Source organism: Streptomyces buecherae (assembly GCF_014295035.1).
Taxonomy (GTDB): domain Bacteria; phylum Actinomycetota; class Actinomycetes; order Streptomycetales; family Streptomycetaceae; genus Streptomyces; species Streptomyces youssoufiensis.
Genome location: NZ_CP060404.1, coordinates 2,843,029 through 2,860,693 on the forward strand (window position 1 = coordinate 2,843,029; position 17,665 = coordinate 2,860,693).

15 protein-coding genes are annotated in these 17,665 nt (G+C 73.4%); 5 read left to right on the top strand and 10 right to left on the bottom strand.

Annotated elements, in window-relative coordinates:
* Positions 1–147 precede the first annotated feature (147 nt).
* Together H7H31_RS10400 and H7H31_RS10405 are read left to right on the top strand one after the other, a co-directional pair.
* Entirely contained in the window at positions 148–1,632 is a 1,485-nt protein-coding gene (locus tag H7H31_RS10400) for a zinc-dependent metalloprotease (protein ID WP_187062294.1), read from the top strand.
* Complete coding sequence (locus H7H31_RS10405; protein WP_187062295.1) at positions 1,629–2,168, top strand: NUDIX hydrolase; 540 nt, start codon at positions 1,629–1,631, stop codon at positions 2,166–2,168. The genes H7H31_RS10400 and H7H31_RS10405 overlap by 4 nt, the downstream gene beginning before the upstream one ends.
* Before the next feature lie 227 nt (positions 2,169–2,395).
* Here H7H31_RS10405 and H7H31_RS10410 read toward each other — a convergent pair whose 3' ends face one another.
* The 4 genes from H7H31_RS10410 to H7H31_RS10425 all read right to left on the bottom strand — a co-directional run bounded on the left by H7H31_RS10410 (position 2,396) and on the right by H7H31_RS10425 (position 6,736).
* Positions 2,396–3,160 (bottom strand): AIM24 family protein, encoded by a 765-nt coding sequence (locus tag H7H31_RS10410; protein WP_187062296.1) that lies wholly within the window; start codon positions 3,158–3,160, stop codon positions 2,396–2,398.
* Positions 3,161–3,173: 13 nt separating this feature from the next.
* Positions 3,174–3,857 (bottom strand): AIM24 family protein, encoded by a 684-nt coding sequence (locus H7H31_RS10415; RefSeq protein WP_187062297.1) that lies wholly within the window; start codon positions 3,855–3,857, stop codon positions 3,174–3,176.
* Between the two features lie 11 nt (positions 3,858–3,868).
* Positions 3,869–5,665, bottom strand: coding sequence for a TerD family protein (locus H7H31_RS10420; RefSeq protein WP_187117888.1), 1,797 nt, complete (start codon positions 5,663–5,665; stop codon positions 3,869–3,871).
* Positions 5,666–6,058: 393 nt separating this feature from the next.
* Positions 6,059–6,736 carry a M48 metallopeptidase family protein gene (locus H7H31_RS10425; protein WP_372454637.1) on the bottom strand — a complete coding sequence of 226 codons (678 nt, stop codon included), beginning with the start codon at positions 6,734–6,736 and terminating at the stop codon, positions 6,059–6,061.
* Positions 6,737–7,159: 423 nt separating this feature from the next.
* Here H7H31_RS10425 and H7H31_RS10430 point away from each other — a divergent pair, with 423 nt between their 5' ends.
* The gene (locus tag H7H31_RS10430) at positions 7,160–8,323 is read left to right on the top strand and encodes a TOMM precursor leader peptide-binding protein (RefSeq protein WP_187062639.1); all 1,164 of its coding nucleotides are present in this window, start codon (positions 7,160–7,162) and stop codon (positions 8,321–8,323) included.
* A 74-nt stretch (positions 8,324–8,397) separates the two neighbouring features.
* Complete coding sequence (locus tag H7H31_RS10435; protein WP_187062640.1) at positions 8,398–9,828, top strand: ABC1 kinase family protein; 1,431 nt, start codon at positions 8,398–8,400, stop codon at positions 9,826–9,828.
* Between the two features lie 858 nt (positions 9,829–10,686).
* On the opposite strand, the gene H7H31_RS10440 is transcribed toward H7H31_RS10435, so the two are convergent.
* The 4 genes from H7H31_RS10440 to H7H31_RS10455 form a co-directional block, all read right to left on the bottom strand.
* Positions 10,687–11,007: a hypothetical protein gene (locus H7H31_RS10440; RefSeq protein ID WP_187062641.1), complete on the bottom strand. Its 321-nt coding sequence runs from the start codon at positions 11,005–11,007 to the stop codon at positions 10,687–10,689.
* Positions 11,004–11,372, bottom strand: coding sequence for a WhiB family transcriptional regulator (locus tag H7H31_RS10445; protein ID WP_176163965.1), 369 nt, complete (start codon positions 11,370–11,372; stop codon positions 11,004–11,006). The genes H7H31_RS10440 and H7H31_RS10445 overlap by 4 nt, the downstream gene beginning before the upstream one ends.
* A gap of 143 nt (positions 11,373–11,515) precedes the next feature.
* The gene (locus H7H31_RS10450) at positions 11,516–11,848 is read right to left on the bottom strand and encodes a hypothetical protein (protein ID WP_187062642.1); all 333 of its coding nucleotides are present in this window, start codon (positions 11,846–11,848) and stop codon (positions 11,516–11,518) included.
* A 145-nt stretch (positions 11,849–11,993) separates the two neighbouring features.
* Positions 11,994–14,141, bottom strand: a complete 2,148-nt coding sequence (locus tag H7H31_RS10455) for an ATP-dependent DNA helicase UvrD2 (RefSeq protein WP_372455954.1) — start codon at positions 14,139–14,141, stop codon at positions 11,994–11,996.
* Between the two features lie 413 nt (positions 14,142–14,554).
* Here H7H31_RS10455 and H7H31_RS10460 point away from each other — a divergent pair, with 413 nt between their 5' ends.
* On the top strand, positions 14,555–14,797 hold the full coding sequence (locus H7H31_RS10460) for a mycoredoxin (RefSeq protein WP_176163963.1): 243 nt from the start codon (positions 14,555–14,557) through the stop codon (positions 14,795–14,797).
* Between the two features lie 134 nt (positions 14,798–14,931).
* Here H7H31_RS10460 and nudC read toward each other — a convergent pair whose 3' ends face one another.
* Both nudC and H7H31_RS10470 read right to left on the bottom strand, forming a co-directional pair.
* Positions 14,932–15,864 carry an NAD(+) diphosphatase gene (gene nudC / locus H7H31_RS10465; RefSeq protein ID WP_176163962.1) on the bottom strand — a complete coding sequence of 311 codons (933 nt, stop codon included), beginning with the start codon at positions 15,862–15,864 and terminating at the stop codon, positions 14,932–14,934.
* A 253-nt stretch (positions 15,865–16,117) separates the two neighbouring features.
* Positions 16,118–17,527: a dipeptidase gene (locus H7H31_RS10470; protein WP_187062643.1), complete on the bottom strand. Its 1,410-nt coding sequence runs from the start codon at positions 17,525–17,527 to the stop codon at positions 16,118–16,120.
* Between the last annotated feature and the right edge of the window lie 138 nt (positions 17,528–17,665).

Here is a 17,665-nt window from a genome sequence, read left to right on the forward strand (position 1 = left end):
CGTACGTACCAGGCGCTGTCCATCCTGCCGCAGGCATCCGGTCGGCGAAGCACCGAGCCCTGATAGCGGCTGGGTGTCTACGCTGGTGGTGTTGTCGGGCAGTCGCTGTCGGCCCCGAGCCGATGGCCCTACGAGCCGAGGAAACCCGTGAGTGACACCCCATTTGGATTTGGCCTTCCGCCGGAGGAGCCGGAGGACGGCGACGACGGCAAGAAGAAGGACAGCCAGGGCGGTGGCCCGGGTCCCGCGAATCCGTTCGGCTTCGGCGGGGGCAGCGGCGCGGACAACCCGTTCGCCGCGATGTTCGGTTCGCTGAACCCGAACGACCTGGGCGCCGCCTTCCAGCAGCTCGGCCAGATGCTCTCGTACGAGGGCGGCCCGGTGAACTGGGACATGGCCAAGGACATCGCCCGGCAGACCGTGGCGCAGGGCGGCGCGGCCGGGCAGGGCGAGGGCCAGAGCAAGGACGTGAGCGTCGGCCCCAAGGAGCGGGCGGCGGTCGAGGAGGCCGTGCGCCTGGCGGACCTGTGGCTGGACGGCGTGACCTCGCTGCCCTCGGGGGCCGCGTCGGCGGTGGCCTGGAGCCGGGCCGAGTGGATCGAGGCGACCCTGCCGGTCTGGAAGGACCTGGTGGACCCGGTCGCCGAGCAGGTCGGCTCGGCGATGGGCAACGTCCTGCCGGAGGAGATGCAGGCCATGGCCGGGCCGCTGCTCGGCATGATGCGCTCCATGGGCGGCGCGATGTTCGGCACCCAGATCGGGCAGGCCCTCGGCGTGCTCGCCGGCGAGGTCGTCGGCTCCACCGACATCGGGCTGCCGCTCGGGCCCGCGGGCAAGGCGGCGCTGCTGCCGACGAACGTCGAGGCGTTCGGCGCGGGGCTCGGCGTGCGGCAGGAGGAGGTGCGCCTGTACCTGGCGCTGCGCGAGGCGGCCCACCAGCGCCTCTTCGCCCACGTGCCGTGGCTGCGCTCGCACCTGTTCGGCGCCGTCGAGGGGTACGCGCGGGGCATCAAGGTGGACACCGCCAAGCTGGAGGACGCGGTCGGACAACTCGACCCGACCCACCCCGAGCAGCTTCAGGAGGCGCTCCAGCAGGGCATGTTCCAGCCCGAGGACACCCCGGAGCAGAAGGCGGCGCTGGCCCGGTTGGAGACCGCGTTGGCGCTGGTCGAGGGCTGGGTGGACGCGGTCGTGCACGCCGCGGCGGCGCCCCACCTGCCGTCCGCCGACGCGCTGCGCGAGACGCTGCGCCGCCGCCGCGCCAGCGGTGGGCCCGCCGAGCAGACCTTCGCCACGCTGATCGGCCTGGAGCTGCGGCCCCGGCGGCTGCGGGACGCGGCCCGGCTGTGGGCCTCGCTCACCGACGCCCGTGGCCTGGACGGCCGGGACGCGCTGTGGGAGCACCCGGACATGCTGCCCACCGCCGCCGACCTGGACGACCCGGACGGGTTCGTCCACCGCGAGCAGCTCGACTTCTCCGAGCTGGACAAGATGCTCGGCGAGGCGGCGAGCGGCCCGAACCTCAGCAAGGGCGACGCGTCCCCCGGCGACACGGCCGCCGACCAGCGGGACGGCGACCGTGAGGGTGAGCGGGGCGACGAGGGCGACGCCGGCGGCGAGCGCGACCGGTGACGGCGCCGACGACGCTGCACGCGGCGGCCACCCGCGCGCTGCGCGAGTGGCCGGCGCCCGACGGGGAGCAGGAGCGGCTGCGGACGACGTACGCGGAGCACCTGGCCGCGCATCCGGACGGGATGTGGAAGGCGTGCCGGGACGGGCATCTGACGGCCAGCGCGCTGGTCATCGACCCGCCCCGGGGGCGGGTGCTGCTCACGCTCCACCGCAAGCTGCGGATGTGGCTCCAGATGGGCGGCCACTGCGAGCCACGGGACACCACCCTCGCGGAGGCGGCCCTGCGCGAGGCGACCGAGGAGTCCGGCATCGCCGGGCTGACCCTGCTGCCGGGCGGCCCGGTGCGTCTGGACAAGCACCACACGCCCTGCGCCTGGCATCTGGACGTGCAGTACGCGGCGCTCGCGCCCGCCGACGCGCGGGCCACGGTGAGCGAGGAGTCCCTCGACGTGCGCTGGTTCGACTACGACCAGGTGGCCGCGGTGGCCGACGACTCGGTGGTACGCCTGGTGGAGCGCGCCCGCGCACTGCTGTGAGCGACGGCGCGCGCCCCGGGGCCCGACGGCACGGGCCGGGGCGCGGCCGTACGCCGGGCGACGGGGTCAAGGCGCGCGCGGGGGGATTACCCGGCCGTCGCGCGCCCGCTACGCGCGCTGACGCGCGACCGGCCGCGACACGACACCCGCGCGGCCCCCTGGGCAGCGGACGAGGCGGGCCGGCGGCGCGGGGGCCGGGCCGGCCCGCCTCGGGGGGAGGCGCGGGGTCAGCGGTTGTTTGTCCAGACGTTGCCCTGGTTCTGGCCTCGGGCGCCCTGCTGCCCCATGCCGAACTGGGCCGCGGCGCCCTGCCCCACCACCGCGTTCTGCGGCGGCAGCAGTTCGCTGGGCTGGACGAGGGCGTACCCCTGGCCGAGGAAGCTGAGTTCCCAGCCCTCGCCGGTGTTGCCCCGGCGCCGCCACACGCCCGACGAGTGGGTCTGGGCCTGCATCTGGACGCGCAGCGAACTGGACCAGGCCACGATGGCGTCGGCGTCGGCGTTGACGTACTTGTCCGGTGTCACCTGGAGCACCAGCGGCTGCCCCGAGGTCATCAGCGCGACCTTGCCCCGGCCCGAGATGTTGAGGTTGTACTTGCCCGAGCCGGAGACGCCGAACTGGCTGTCCACCGCGATGGTCTCCCAGTGCAGCCCGGAGTCGAGCGCGAGGACGTACGCGCTGTCCACCGTGAGCCCCTCGTGGTCGACGTCCACGACGTGCACGTACTGCGCGAGGTTCGCGAAGTAGACGACGCCCTGTCCCGAGCAGCGCATCAGGTCCAGGCCCTCGCCGGTCTGGGCGCGCGCCCGACGCTGGCCCTGCGTCTGGTACTCGCCGTCGAACTCGATGAGCCCCTGGTAGGCGACCATCGCCCCCTTGCGGGCGAGGACGTCGTCGTGGCCGGTCAGGGAGACCCGCAGCAGTTGCGGGTTCTGCATCGCGTAGCGGTCCTGCGACTGGGTCTCGGTGTGGCCGAAGAGCGGACTCTGCATGTCTTCTTCCCCCTCAGCCCCGCGCCCGGAGCCGGTCAGTGCTGTCCTCGCTGGGCTGGACCACGACGAAGCCCTGGCCGGAGAAGCCGAGCTGGTACGCCTCGCCGCTGCCCCGGCCGATCATCGAAGAGGCCTTGAAGCTGCGCTTCCCCTTCATCTTGAGGTTGGTCGACCAGGCGACCAGGGCGTCCGGGTCGACGTACGTCTCGTCCTCGCCGCGCCCGCAGTCCACCACGATCGGCGTGCCGCGCGAGGTCAGGGCGACCCAACCGGTGCCCGAGATGCCGACGTTGAACAGGCCCTGACCGGCGAACTTGGCCATGCCCTTGACGCGCTGCACCCCCCACTGGAGGTGCGCGTCGAAGGCGAGCAGGTTGGTGCCGTTGACCGAGATCGAGTCGCCGGCCAGGTTGACGCAGACGACGTCCGCGCCGTAGTCGGCCAGGTAGAGCAGCCCGTCGCCGCTGCACTTCATCAGGGGCGCGCCCTCGCCGGTGAGCCACTGGGAGGCCATCTGGCGCACGGCGGGCGGGTTCGGCTCGTACTGGACGAAGCCCTCGTAGGCCACCATCGAGCCGGTGCGGGCGAACAGGTCCTGGCCGCTCTGCATGGCGACCTTGAGCATGCTGTTGCCGTGGTTCTCCATCCGCGCGGTGACGGGGGTCGGGGCGTAGCCCGAAAGCAGTTGCTGGTTCATGGCGGGCTCCCTCAGACCTCGTAGGGCTGGACGACGATGAAGTTGCCGGGCGCGCCCCGGAACTGGAGGTTCACGGCCTCCCCGCTGTGGCCGGGGAAGGCGTTGCGGCGCAGCCGCACCTGGCTGGAGATGATCACCTGCGCGGCGGCCGACCAGGCGACGATGGCGTTGCTGTCGGCGAACGTCGTGGGCGTCACGGGCAGCACCACGGGCGTGCCCTGGGTCTTGACGATCACGGTCCCGGTGCCCTGGAACTGCATGGTGAACAGGGCGCCGCCGGGGATGCCGTGCCCCTCGATGCGGCGGACCTCGTGCTGGAGCGACTCGTCGAAGGCGAGCACGTTCTCGGCGGAGACGCAGATCGCGTCGCCCTGCAGCTCGATGGGGTGCACCTCGGCCGCGTTCTCCGCGAAGAACACCTGCCCCTGTCCCGTGCAGCGCATGAGCTGCATCTCCTGGCCGGTCGCGTTGCCGACGACGCGGCCCCGGAACCCGGCGCCCTTGTAGCTGAAGTCGACCTTGCCCTGGTACAGCACCATCGTGCCCTGCTTGGCGAGCACGGGCTGCCCGCCGACACCGAGGTCGACCCTGACCAGGCGGGGATTCTGCGGCGTCCAGCGCTGACCGGTCGGCGCCTCGCGGTACTTGGCGAGCGCGGCCTGCACGCCGGCGCCCGTCGGAGCACCGGGCGCGCCGCCCTGTCCCGGATAACCCTGCGGCTGGCCCGGCTGTGGCTGCTGCCCCGGGTAGCCCTGCGGCTGACCCGGCTGCGGCTGACCGTACGGAGCGGGCGCGGGCTGCCCCGGGTAGCCCTGGACGCCGGGTTGGCCGGGTCCTGGTTGGCCGGGGAAGGGCGCCGGCTGGCCCTGCGGCTGACCGTACGGGGCCTGCGGCGGCGCGGGCTGGCCCGGCGCGAACTGCCCGGGCGCGGGCTGGCCGCCGGGCGTGCCGTACGGCGCCGGCTGGCCGGGGTAGCCCGGCGGCGGGCCGGGCTGGCTCGGGGGTGGCACGGCGCCGCCGGGGGGCGCGAGGGGCGCGACCATGGTCGGAGCCGAGTGCATCGGCGCCTGCGGCTGCGCGGGGGCCGACGGCTGCGGGGCGGGGGCCTGCGGCTGGGGCGCCGGGGATGGGGGCGCGGGGGCCTGCTGCGGGCTGGCGGCGGGTGCGCCGAAGCTGGGCGCGGGCGCGGGTGTGGGCGCGGCGGGGGCGGCCTGGCCGCCGGGGGGCGCGAAGCCGGGGGTGGCGCCTTGCGCCGGCGCGGGGGCCGGGGCGGGTTCCTCCTCGGCGACCTCGCCGCCGAAGTTCTTGAGCAGCGCTTCGAGCCCGCCGTCGAAGCCCTGGCCGACGGCGGCGAACCGCCAGACGTCCTTGAGGTAGAAGTCGCCGAGCATCACCGCCCGCTCGGTGCTGAACTCCGCGCCGGTGAACGCGTACCGCGCCACCTCTTCCCCACCGGCGACGATGCGGATGTATCCGGGCCCGACCTGCGACATCTGGCCCGCGCCGTCGATGGTCGCGGTGAACGACAGCTTCTGGATGCGCGGCGGAATGCTGTCGAGCGTCACCCGGAAGGACTCGGTGTCCCCGGCCTGCGGGCCGAGCTGCTGGATCGCCTCCTCGGGCGACTTGGGCTGGTTGAAGAAGATGAAGTAACGGTCGTCGGAGAGTCGCTCATCGCCGTCGAGGCCGAAGCAACTGATGTCGAAGGAGAGCCCGGGTCCGGCGATCTGCACGCCGACGTACAGGTCCCTCCCCGCCGTCAGATCGCTGATCTTGGCCTTGTGGCCGCGCTGGAATTCCCTGGCCATACGTAACGACCGTCCCCCATCCCGAAACCGTGAGTGCGTTGCGCGTCAGGCTAACCGCTGACGACACGGACGGGGGATACCGGGGCGACCGGGCCCGCTGGGGCGCGGCCTCCCCGCCGCGCGCCCCACGACCTCGGGAACATCCCCCAAAAACCAGGGAGAAAGCCCCCGCGAACGGAGCGGCGACGCCCGTGTCCGGCGACAGTGACCCGAGAGACGAGCCCCCCGGGCCCGGTGGTTCCACCCAGCCGGCACCGGCGCGCTCCGGGGGCGCGGCGACGCGGCCCGGCCGGGCCGGCGGAACGCGCTTCGGCCCCGGGCGGGCGAGCGGCGGGGACCCCGCCGCGGGGCCGGGGTGGAAGTGGAGAGCGCGCGATGGACGGCGGGGGCGCGCTACTCGCTGCGTGCTTCGGGCAGGTGCGGCAACCGCCCCGCCGCCACGACGCCCTCCAGGTAGCCCCGCGCCCGCTCCGTACGGGGATAGGCGTCGAGGAGCCGCCAGAACGAGGGCCCGTGGCCGGGCACCAGGAGGTGGGCCAGCTCGTGCAACAGCACGTAGTCGAGGACGTACTCCGGCATGCCCTGCAACCGGTGCGAGAGCCGGATGCTGCCCTCGGCGGGGGTGCAGGAACCCCAGCGGGTGTTCTGGTTGGTGACCCAGCGCACCGTGTTCGGCGTGGCCCGCCCCGCCAGGTACTGCTCGGAGAGGAGTTCCGCGCGGGCCGCCAGGTCGGCGTCGCCCAGCATCCGCTTGCTCTCCTGCGCGGCGAGCTTGTCGAGCATCACGCTCACCCAGCGCTGCTCCTCCGCCTCCGACATGCGGGCCGGCAGCAACACGATGGTGCGGTCGCCCTCGCGATAGGCGGAGACCGTGCGGCGCCTCCGGCTGCTCCGCCTGATCTCGACGGCGCTCGTCTGCGGGTCGCGCCGCTGGGGGCCGGGAGGGAGGCGCTTGGCTCTGGGAACGCTCTGCAACGGGGTTTCCCCGGCGGCACTCCCCCAGCTCGCGCTGGAGGAACCCTCACCCGGGCGGGCTCTCGAAGGAAAGCGAGGGGATGGGTCGGCGGGCACGCCTCGACGTTACCCGGTAGCGGTACGCGAAGTCCCGCCCCGCACGCGCATGGCGGTCGAACCACCCGCCCGTCCGAGCAGCTTGTACGACTATCGCGGCCCCCTGTGGATAACTTCCGGCGGCCACCGTACGAAGTGTCCATGCTGGGCCCACGGAGATCACCACGGCGATCACCACAGCGATCACACGACAAGACCCCCGGACACCCACCGCACCCCGCCCGAAGACCAGGAAAGAGGGGGACCAGCATGCGCTCCACACACCCGACTCCGCCCCGCGCCACCGCCTCGCGACCCACGGCGTCTCCGGGACAGCCAGCCCGAAGAAGGAGCGCGCCGAAGGCGGCTCCGTCCACGGCTCCGGCGTCGAGTCCACGATCGGACCGGCCGGCGCGAGGGAACACCGGCTGGTCGCCCTCCGACATGACACCGCCGACCAGCGAGGCGGCGCCGCTCCCCTCCCACCCACGGCTCAAGCCGGCGCTACGCCGGGCCTGGCGCAGCCGGGACACCGTGCAACTCGGGATCACGCGTTCGCATGCCGTGGTGGTCGGCCCCCTGGACACGGCGACCACCAGCTTCATCGGCCTGCTCGACGGCACCCGGGGGCTGCCCCTGCTGCGCCAGGAGGCCCGGGCGATGGGCCTGCCGGAGGGGAGGGCCGACGCCGTCGTGGCCCGCCTCGTCGCGGCCGGGGTGATCGACGACCCGTGGGCGAGCGCGGGCCCAGCCGCCCTCGTCCGGGACGACCCGGGGGCGATGGAGCGCCTGCGGGCCGACCTCGCGGCCCTGTCGGTGCGACACCCGGAGCCGGATGCCGGGCTGCGGCTGCTGGGGGCCAGGCGCGCCGCGCGTGTGCAGGTCCGAGGCGCCGGCCGCGTCGGGACGGCGGTGGCGGCCCTACTGTCGGCCGCCGGCGTCGGGCAGGTGGACGTGCAGGACGGCGGTTGCGTCGAGCCGTGGGACGTGTTGCCGGCCGGGCCTGCGCCGGATCAGGTCGGGGAGCGCCGGGACACCGCGGCCCGCCGCCTGGTGCGGAGCGCGGCCGTCGCGCGCCGCTCGCCGCGCGCCCCGGCCGAGCCCCGTGGCCTGAGCCTGGTGGTGCTCGCCCCGCGCGACGGCCTGGCGGTGTACGCCCCGGAGCCGGACACCGCCGAGCCGCTGATCACCACGGGGACCCCGCATCTGTACGCCGGGGTCCTGGAGGGCACGGGGGTGGTGGGCCCCCTCGTGGTGCCGGGCGCGACCTGCTGCGCGGCGTGCATGGCCATCCGGCGCGCGGAGCGGGAGCCCGGCTGGCCTCGGCTGTTGGCCCAGTGGCAGTCGGGCCGCCGGGCGCCCGCCCCGGCCTGCGACGCGGCGCTGGCGACGACGGTGGCCGGGCTGGCGGCGGCGCAGGCCCTGGCCTTCCTGGACGGTGGGGCGCCGCCCAGCGTGGGGGCCCGGTTGGAGCTCACGCTGCCGGGACTAGCCTGGGACCTGCGGCCCATCGCGCCGCACCCGGACTGCGCATGCGCCACGATGACCGCTTCGGTTGCGGAATATTCATCGAACAGTGAAGGGTCGCAGGCGACAATGTCCGGGTAGACCGGCGTCCGCTGGGTGGACGACGGGGGCCCGGGGTCCGCCCCGGGGGAACTCAGTTGGAGTTGGAGGGGCGCATGTCTGATCTACCCCGCAAGGCGGTCACCCGCACCGCCAAGCTGGCCGCACTGCCACTGGGTTTCGCAGGCCGGGCCACCTGGGGCCTTGGCAAGCGCATCGGTGGCCGGCCGGCGGAGATCGTCGCACGAGAGCTGCAACAGCGCACGGCCGAGCAGTTGTTCAAGGTGCTCGGTGAGCTCAAGGGCGGCGCCATGAAGCTCGGGCAGGCGATGTCGGTCTTCGAGTCCGCGCTTCCCGAGGAGATCGCCAAGCCGTACCGGGCCGCGCTGACGAAGCTCCAGGAAGCCGCGCCCCCGATGCCCACCCGCTCGGTGCACGCGGCGCTGGCGAGCCGCCTCGGGGACGACTGGCGCGACCTGTTCCTGGAGTTCGACGACAAGCCGGCCGCGGCTGCCTCCATCGGCCAGGTGCACCGGGCCACCTGGCACGACGGGCGCTGCGTCGCGGTCAAGGTGCAGTACCCGGGGGCGGGCGAGGCGCTGCTCTCCGACCTCACCCAACTCGGCCGTCTCTCCCGGCTGCTCGGCCCCCTGGTGCCGGGCATCGAGGTCAAGCCGCTCATCGCCGAGTTGCGCGACCGGGTGTCCGAGGAGTTGGACTACGAGCTGGAGGCACAGGCCCAGCGGACCTACGCGGAGGAGTTCGAGGGCGACCCGGACTTCACCGTCCCCGGCGTGGTCCACCAGTCCGACCAGGTGCTGATCACCGAGTGGATGGAGGGCATACCGCTCTCCGAGGTGATCGCGAACGGCACGCGGGAGCAGCGCGACCGGGCGGGCCAACTGCTGACCCTGTTCCTGTTCTCGGGCGTCGCGCGCACCGGACTGCTCCACGCCGACCCGCACCCGGGCAACTTCCGCCTGGTCGTGGGGGACGCGGAGGACGGACCGCCGGAGCTGTGGAAGCTGGGCGTCATGGACTTCGGCACGGTGGACCGGCTGCCCGACGGCCTGCCGCCGCACATCGGCGTCACGCTGCGGATGCTGCTGGACGGCGAGGGCGACGAGGTCCAGGAGTTGCTGCGCGAGCAGGGGTTCATCAAGCCGGACCTCCAGCTCGACTCGGAGGCGCTCATGGACTACCTGCTCCCGATCATCGAGCCGGCCCAGCAGGAGGAGTTCACGTTCACCCGGGAGTGGATACGGGGCCAGGCGACCACCCTGGCCGACCGCCGCTCGCCCGCCTACGACCTGGGCCGACAGCTCAACCTGCCGCCCTCCTACCTGCTGATCCACCGTGTGAGCATGAGCACCATCGGGGTGCTGTCCCAGCTCGGCGCCACGGTGCGGATGCGGGACGAGATCGAGGCGTGGGTGCCCGGGTTCGCGGTCGCGGACGAGGCAGCCACAGACGAGTTGGCGGTCGCGGCACCGGAGGACGCCCCGGCAGCGCTGGAGCACGACGTCGCGGAGGAGACCTCGGCCTGACCGGCCCAGGCTCAGGCCCGGGCCCCCGCCCCGGGCCGGACGGCCGACCATCTGACCGCCTCGGCCACACCCGCCTCGGCCAGACGCTGCCCCAGCCAGGCGTTACCTCGGCCACGCGCCGCCGCACCGGCCATGGCGCGGAAGACCACGGCCCCGACGTCCGAGCGTGACGGGACAGCGCGGCCCGCGCCGAGCCCCAACGCCCCCACCCCCGCCTGCCCTTCGCCTTCGCACATGGCGAGCCGAACGGCTCCGGCTGGACGGCTCCGGCCTCGCCGCCGCCCCCGGCCGGGTCTCGCGACCCTGCCGAGCCACCGGGGCAGCACTCCAACGACTCTCAGCCCGCTGAACCCCGCGCCGCTCCGCGCCACCCGCAGCACTCCGAGGAGTCTCGGTGAGCTTCGGGGCGATCCGGGCTACCACCAAGCCGAGTCGAGTCGCCCCTCGATGGCTCTGATGTTCTCGCGGGCACATGCTTCGCAGAAGTAATGGCGCACGCCGTTCTCGACGGAGCAACTCCAGGTCATGGGCGTGCCGGAAGCGACGGCGCCGCAGTGGGCGCAGCGGACGGATTCGCCGTCGGGAGGCATCGGTTCACGTGACGTCTGGTCCACTCGCTGACGATAACTCCGCCCGTGGCGAGTGGCGGGACCAACGCGCCCCCTGATGAGCCGAGTGGGAAACGCGCTGGGGGCGGGTCCTCTCGGACCCGCCCCCAGAAAGTCGGCACTATTCGTTGTTGTTGCGGGTGGGCGATCGCTCGTCCTCGGTCGTGGTGCGGCATCGGAGGGTCCTCCCCCCGGCCGAGGCCACGGTCGATCGCCGCGGGCTACCGGCCGTTCACCGGCCGACAGCCCTTCAGTTCATGACCGCCATGGCCAGGGCACGGCGGGCGCGCAGCGACGCGCGCTCGGCCCGACGCTGCATGCGGCGGGCGGTGGCAAGGCGCACGGCCCTGCGTTCGGACTCGGCCTCGTGCAGGCGCTCGTGCATATGGGCACGAGCCAAGGCTTCTGGGATGAGTTGCATTTCGCGGGTCCTGTTCTGTCGCGCCTCGGGCGCGTCGGTGGTGTGGCGTGGGGGGTGAACCAGGGTGGGTTCGTCGGTGGTTGGCATCGTCGGGTCCTGCTTCTTGGGGTCGTGCGTCGCGGGGCGGTCGATGGTTCCCGGGGTGTTCATGCGACGACCGGGTTCTTGCGCGGGCGGCCACGGGGCCGCTTCCGAGCTACGACAACGCCCTGCACGAAGAGTTCGCCGCCCCAGACGCCCCAGGGCTCGCGCCGGTCCTTCGCCCCGGCGAGGCACGCCTCGCGCAGCGGGCAGGTCTGGCACAGCGACTTGGCGTACTCGACGTCGGCGGGCGACTCGGCGAAGAAGACCTCCGGGTCGTACGAACGACAGGGCACGGCTTCGCCGAGGCTCTCGATGGCGTCATCCAACTCGGTCAGAGCGGTGAGCGGGGCCGGGGTCAAGGAGTCCTCCGAGGGGTCTGGCGGGGGGATCAGGTCGGTCGCGACGGACGGGGTGTGCGCCTTGAGTTGCACGGTGGTGACTTCCTCGTCTGTGTTGGCCCGGCTGGTGGCCGGGCTCTGCGTCTCCCCCCTGGGCGGCCAGGAGGGCAAATCAAAAGGGCCGCGAAACCCGGTGTGGGTTTCGCGGCCCTGGAAGGTGCCGACCTGATCGCCGATCAGGTTGGATCACTCCAGGGTTCAAGCCCGCGAGAGGCCCACATCTGGTGGTGCTTCGTCTGGTTTTCGGCACCATTAGCCGCTGCCATGGCGTAGGTCTCGGCCTGCGCCACTGCTGCCACTGCGGGTGCCTGGATCGGTCGCTCGATACCGAGCTCCCGAACTGGGAGGGTCGCCAGGGAGTCCATGCGCACGGCGGAGGTGCCAAAGCTGGCCAGGCCGAGGCTGGGCACGCCGACGGACACACCGGTGCCCTGCAGGGAGAAGCCGAGCGGGCAGGCGGCGACGACCGAGCGATCGGTCAATTTGGTGGTGGCAATCGAAGTGATCATTTGGTCTTCGCCTCCTCTCGGCGTCTCGGGGCTTGTCCGGCAGGACCAGCCCAGGAAGGTCAGTACAACACGAATCCATCGGATCTCGGAAGGCCCGCTGTCTCCGTGTTCGGAAGGCTATGGGTACGCCCTCCGCACGCGCAAACTATTTTTTCGACGAGTTTTTCTCGGGCTCGTCCCGGCCCACGAGATCCTCTCCGGCGCAGAGTGCGAGCACGTCAGAGCCGTACTTGCGGAGCTTACGCGCCACGACTCCGGGGATGGCGGAGAGCTGGGCCTCGGAGTCGGGGACCGCCTCGGCGATGGCGAGCAGGGTCTTGTCGGTGAAGACGCAGAACGCGGGCTGGCCCAGTTGGGCCGCCTGCTCCGCCCGCCATTCGATGAGCCGGTCGTAGAGCCCCTCGTCAAGCTCGGAGGGGCAGTCCTCGCACCGCATCAGCTTCATCTCTCCCGGGTCCGTCAGTGACCGACCGCACACCCGGCAGCGCACCGGGCCACGCGGCCGGCGGCGCGGGCTGGCGCCCCGCTCCACGCTGCCGGCGGCAGCGGAGCCCGGGGCCGCCGAGCGGCGCGGGGCGGCGCTGCCGGAGCCGGGGCGCAGGCCGTCCAGGAAGCGGCTGGGCCGGCGGGACGGGCGGCCCCCGGGCGAGCGGGACAGCGCCCAGGAGAGCGTGAGGTGGCGGCGGGCCCGGGTGACGCCCACGTACAGCAGGCGGCGCTCCTCCTCGATCTGCTCGTCGCTCCGGGCGTGGTTGATCGGCATCATGCCCTCGGTGAGCCCGACCAGGAACACCGCGTCCCACTCCAGGCCCTTGGCGGCGTGCAGTGAGGCCAAGGTCACGCCCTCGACGGTGGGGGCGTGCTGGGCGGCGGCCCGCTCGTCCAGCTCGACCACGAAGTCGCGCAGGGTCGCCTGGGGCCGGGCCCGTACGAACTCCTCCGCGAGCCGCACCAGGGCCGCCAGCGACTCCCAGCGGTCCCGGACCGCGCCCGAGCCCGCCGGGGGCTGTGGCGCCCAGCCTCGGGTGCCCAGCACGGCGCGCACCTGGGAGGCTATGTCGGCGTCCTCCAGGCCCGGCGCGGCGCCCCCCGCGCGGGCCGCGCCCCGCAGCAGCAGCCCCGCCTCGCGCACCTCTGCGCGCTCGAAGAACCGCTCGGCGCCGCGCAACTGGTAGGCGATGCCCTGGTCGGCGAGCGCCTGCTCGTAGACCTCGGACTGGGCGTTGATGCGGTAGAGCACGGCGATCTCGCTGGCGGGGACGCCCGCGTCGAGGAGTTCGCTGATGCGGCGGGCGGTGCCCTCGGCCTCGGCGGGCTCGTCCGCGTACTCCGCGTAGCCCGGCTCGGGGCCCGGGTCGCGCTGGGAGATCAACTCCAGGCGGTGCTCGGCGGCGCGCCCGCGCGCGCTGGCGAGCAGGCCGTTGGCCAGGTGGACGACCTGGGGCGTGGAGCGGTAGTCGCGGACCAGCTTGACGACGGTGGCCGTCGGATGGCGGGTGCGGAAGTGGAGCAGGTGGTCGGGGGTGGCGCCGGTGAAGGAGTAGATCGTCTGGCTGGCGTCACCGACGACGCACAGGCTGTCCCGGTCGCCGAGCCACAGGTCGAGCAGGCGCTGCTGGAGCGGGCTCACGTCCTGGTACTCGTCCACCACGAAGTGTTGGTACTGGCCGCGCACCTGATCGGCGATGTCGTGCCGGTCCTGGAGGACGCCGACGGTGAGCAGCAGCACGTCCTCGAAGTCGATCACTCCGCGGTCCCGCTTGAGCTGCTCGTACATCGCGTAGATCCGGCTGGTCTCGGCCGGGTCGCGGGGGGCCTCGCGCGGGGACTTGGCGATGGCGGCCGGATACTCCTCGGGGACGGTCTGGGTGACCTTGGACCACTCGATCTCGCTGGTGACGTCCCGCAGCTCGTTGCGGTCGAGGCGGATGGAGCAGCGCGCGCCGGCCTCGGCAACGAGCTGGGCCTTGCGCTCCACCAGCCGGGGCATCTCGCCGCCGATCGCCTTCGGCCAGAAGTAGTGGAGCTGGCGCAGCGCCGCCGAGTGGAACGTGCGCGCCTGCACGCCGCCCGCGCCGAGCTGGCGCAGCCGGCCGCGCATCTCGCCCGCCGCGCGGTTGGTGAAGGTCACGGCGAGGACGCTGGCGGGCTGGAGGATGCCCGCACGCACCCCGTACGCGATCCGGTGGGTGATCGCGCGGGTCTTGCCCGTGCCCGCGCCCGCGAGGACGCACACCGGGCCGTGCAGGGCCATGGCGACCTCGCGCTGCTCGGCGTCGAGGCCGTCGAGCACCGCGTCGGCGGAGTCCGGGGCGCTCGGGAAGAGCGCGGTGGGCTGTCCGCCGCCGGAGGCGAGGGGTGCGTTGCTTGCTGTCACCCCGCCATGCTGCCAGGTGTGGGGACGGGGTCGTCCCGGTTGTCCACAGCCCGAGGGTTGCGGTCGTATGAACCGATGATGGCGGCACGGGCACCGCGAGGCGGTCGGTGGGCGGGCCGTGCCGGTCGGTGCGCGCCCGAGTTCCCCCGAGTTTCCCCGGTTCCCACACAGCCCCACCAGCGGCGGGCAGGCGTTGTCGGCGGCCGGGGCGGCGGCGGGGCGAGGCGACGGTAGGGCGAGGCGGGTTGGACGGGTGGGAATGGCGGAGGGTGAGTGCGCGTTGTACGACCGTAATCACGCGACGCCAAGCCGAAGGAGCGCGAGGACCGATGTCGGGCACCGTGACGATGTACAGCACCTCCTGGTGCGGCTACTGCCGCCGTTTGAAGGGCCAGATGGACCGCGAGGGAATTGCGTACACCGAGATCAACATCGAGCAAGACCCGGAGTCGGCGAAGTTCGTCGAGCAGGTGAACAACGGCAACCAGCTCGTTCCGACCGTGCTGTTCCCGGACGGCTCGGCCCTCGCCAACCCGTCGTTGGCGCAGGTGAAGCAGAAGATCGGCGCCTGATAGCGCGCTCGTAGCCGGCCCGGTTCGACGGAGTGCCGGCGCGCGTGCCCGGATCGCCGGGGTGCCCCAGGAGGGTGCCCCGGCGATCTGCGTTCAGCGCGGCGGAAGAGGCCCGGGCCGGCCGGAGCGGCCGGTCAGGGGGTGAGCGGCTTGCCGTACCAGAGTTCGATCAGGCGGCCGGCGATGGAGATGCCGTACGGCGGGAGCATCTCGCCCGACTCGTAGGCCGCGCGCAGCTCGTCGCGGGAGAACCAGCGGGCCTCGTGGATCTCCTCGCCGTCCACCTGGATCTGTGAGGTGGTGGCGCGGGCCATGAAGCCGAGCATCAGGCTGGACGGGAAGGGCCAGGGCTGGCTGCCGACGTACTCGACGTCGCCGACCGTGACGCCGACCTCCTCCGCCACCTCGCGGACGACGGCCTGCTCGATGGACTCGCCCGGTTCGACGAAGCCGGCCAGCGTGGAGAAGCGGCCCTCGGGCCAGTGCACCTGGCGGCCGAGGAGCGCGCGGTCCTGGTCGTCGGTGACCAGCATGATCACCGCGGGGTCGGTGCGCGGGTAGTGCTCGGCGCCGCAGGCCGGGCAGCGGCGGATGTGGCCGGCCGCGGCGATGACGGTCCGCTCGCCGCAGCGCGAACAGAAGCGGTGCAGCCGCTGCCAGTTCTCCAGCGCGACGGCGTGCACCAGCAGGCCCGCGTCCCGTTCGGAGAGGAGCGCGCCCGCCTCGCGCAGCCCGGCCGGGCGCGCCGACTGGTCGATGCGGCCGGGCAGGGCGTCCTTCTGGAGCGCGAAGTAGCGCACGCCGTCGGCGTCGGTGCCCAGGAAGTAGCGGTGGGTCTCGGTGACGGGGGCCTCGAAGGCCGGGGTCATCACCAGTTCCGTGCGGCCGTCGGGGGTGTCGTCCACCAGGGCCTGGCCGCCGGAGACCACGAAGACGCGGGTGGTGGGGTGGCTCCAGGCGGCGGCCAGCCACGCCTCGTCCAGCCGGTGGTGGGCCGCGCGGTCCACGCCGCTCGGGGTCGTGAGCGGGATCGAGTGGCCGTTGGGTCGTTCGGTCCAGGTGGTCACGTTACTTCCAACTCCCCCTATGTGAACGGTTCATGGCTGTGCTCTCTTCCCGGCTCGGCGAAACGTTCTGGCGCGGCGAGCGCGCGCGACCCGGACCGCCCCGGCCCCGGCCCACATCGGCCCCGCGCCCGGCCCTGGCCGGGTCCCGGTCCCGCCCGGTCGCGCGGCCCGCGCGCGTGCCGTGGCCCCGCGCGCCGGACGGCGTCCCCGGCCCCGCCGGGCCCCGCGCCCCGTGCGACCGGGCGCCGGCCCGCTACCCGGCCACCGGCACCTTCCAGTGTTCGGCGAGGTCGGCCCAGAGGTACGCGGCGCTCTCGACGCCCTTCATCAGGAGGTCGAGCTCGACCTTCTCGTTCGGGGCGTGCCAGCCGTCGGACGGCACCGAGATGCCCAGGAACAGCACGGGCGCGCCCAGCACGTCGCGCAGGTCGGCCGCCGGGCCCGAGCCGCCCTCGCGGGTGAAGCGCACGGGCTTGTCGAAGGCGCGGCCCATGGCCCGTACGACCGAGCGCAGCGCCGGGTGGTCGAGCGGGGTCAGGCAGGGGCGGGTCGCGCCCCAGAAGGTGATCTCGTGCCGGATGCCGGCGGGCAGCCGCTCGGCCACCCACTCCCGCACCGCCTGCTGGATCTTCTCCGCGTCCTGCCCCTCCACCAACCGGAAGGACAGCTTGAGCTGGGCGCTGGCGGGGACGATGGTCTTGCCGCCAGGACCCTGGTAGCCGCCGCCGATGCCGTTGACCTCGGCGGTCGGCCGGGCCCAGACGCGCTCCAGGGTGGTGAAACCGGCCTCGCCGAAGGTGGCGTGCGAGTGCGCCGTGCGCAGCCACCGCGCCTCGTCGAACGGCAGCTCGGCGAAGAGTTCGCGCTCGCGGTCGGTCAGCTCCACCACCCCGTCGTAGAAGCCGGGGATCGCCACCCGCAGGTCCGCGTCGTGCAGCCCCGCGGCGAGCCGGGCGGCCTCCATGGCCGGGTTGGGCACGGCGCCGCCGAAGGAACCGGAGTGGATGTCCTGGTCAGGCCCGTACAGATCGATCTGGCAGTCGGCCAGGCCGCGCATCCCGGTGCAGACCGTCGGGGTGTCGGCGGACCACATGCCGGTGTCGGAGACGATCACCGCGTCGCAGCGCAGCCGGTCGGCGCGGGAGCGGACGAGGTCGGGGAAGTTCGGCGACCCGGACTCCTCCTCGCCCTCGATGAGCAGCTTGAGGTTGACGGCGGGCGCGGTGCGGCCGGTCGCGGCGAGGTGCGCGCGGACGCCGAGTGTGTGGAAGAGCACCTGGCCCTTGTCGTCGGCCGCGCCCCGCGCGTACAGCTTGCCGTCGTGGACCCGCGGCTCGAACGGCTCGCTGTGCCAGCCGTCCTCCAGCGCGGCGGGCTGGACGTCGTGGTGGCCGTAGACCAGCACGGTGGGCGCCTCGGGGTCCCCGGACGGCCACTCGGCGAAGACGGCGGGAGCGCCCGCGGTCTCCCAGACCTCCGCCGTCACGAAACCCGTGGCCAGCAGCTTGTCCACCAGCCACTGGGCGCTGCGCCGGACGTCGCCGGCGCGGCCGGGGTCGGCCGATACGGAGGGGATGCGCAGCCATGCGGCGAGGTCGTCGAGGAACGCGGCACGGTGGGCTTCGACGTAGGCGCGGACAGCGTCGTCCGGGGTGGTGCTCATGATGACGAGCCTATCCGCCCCGGACGACCCGTCTCGCCACGGTTCCGGGCCTCCGAGCGCGGCCTTGCTCACCCTCCGCGCCCGCCCGTTTCCGCCCCGTTTCGTACCCCGGTCGCCCGCTCCCGGCGGCCGGTGGCT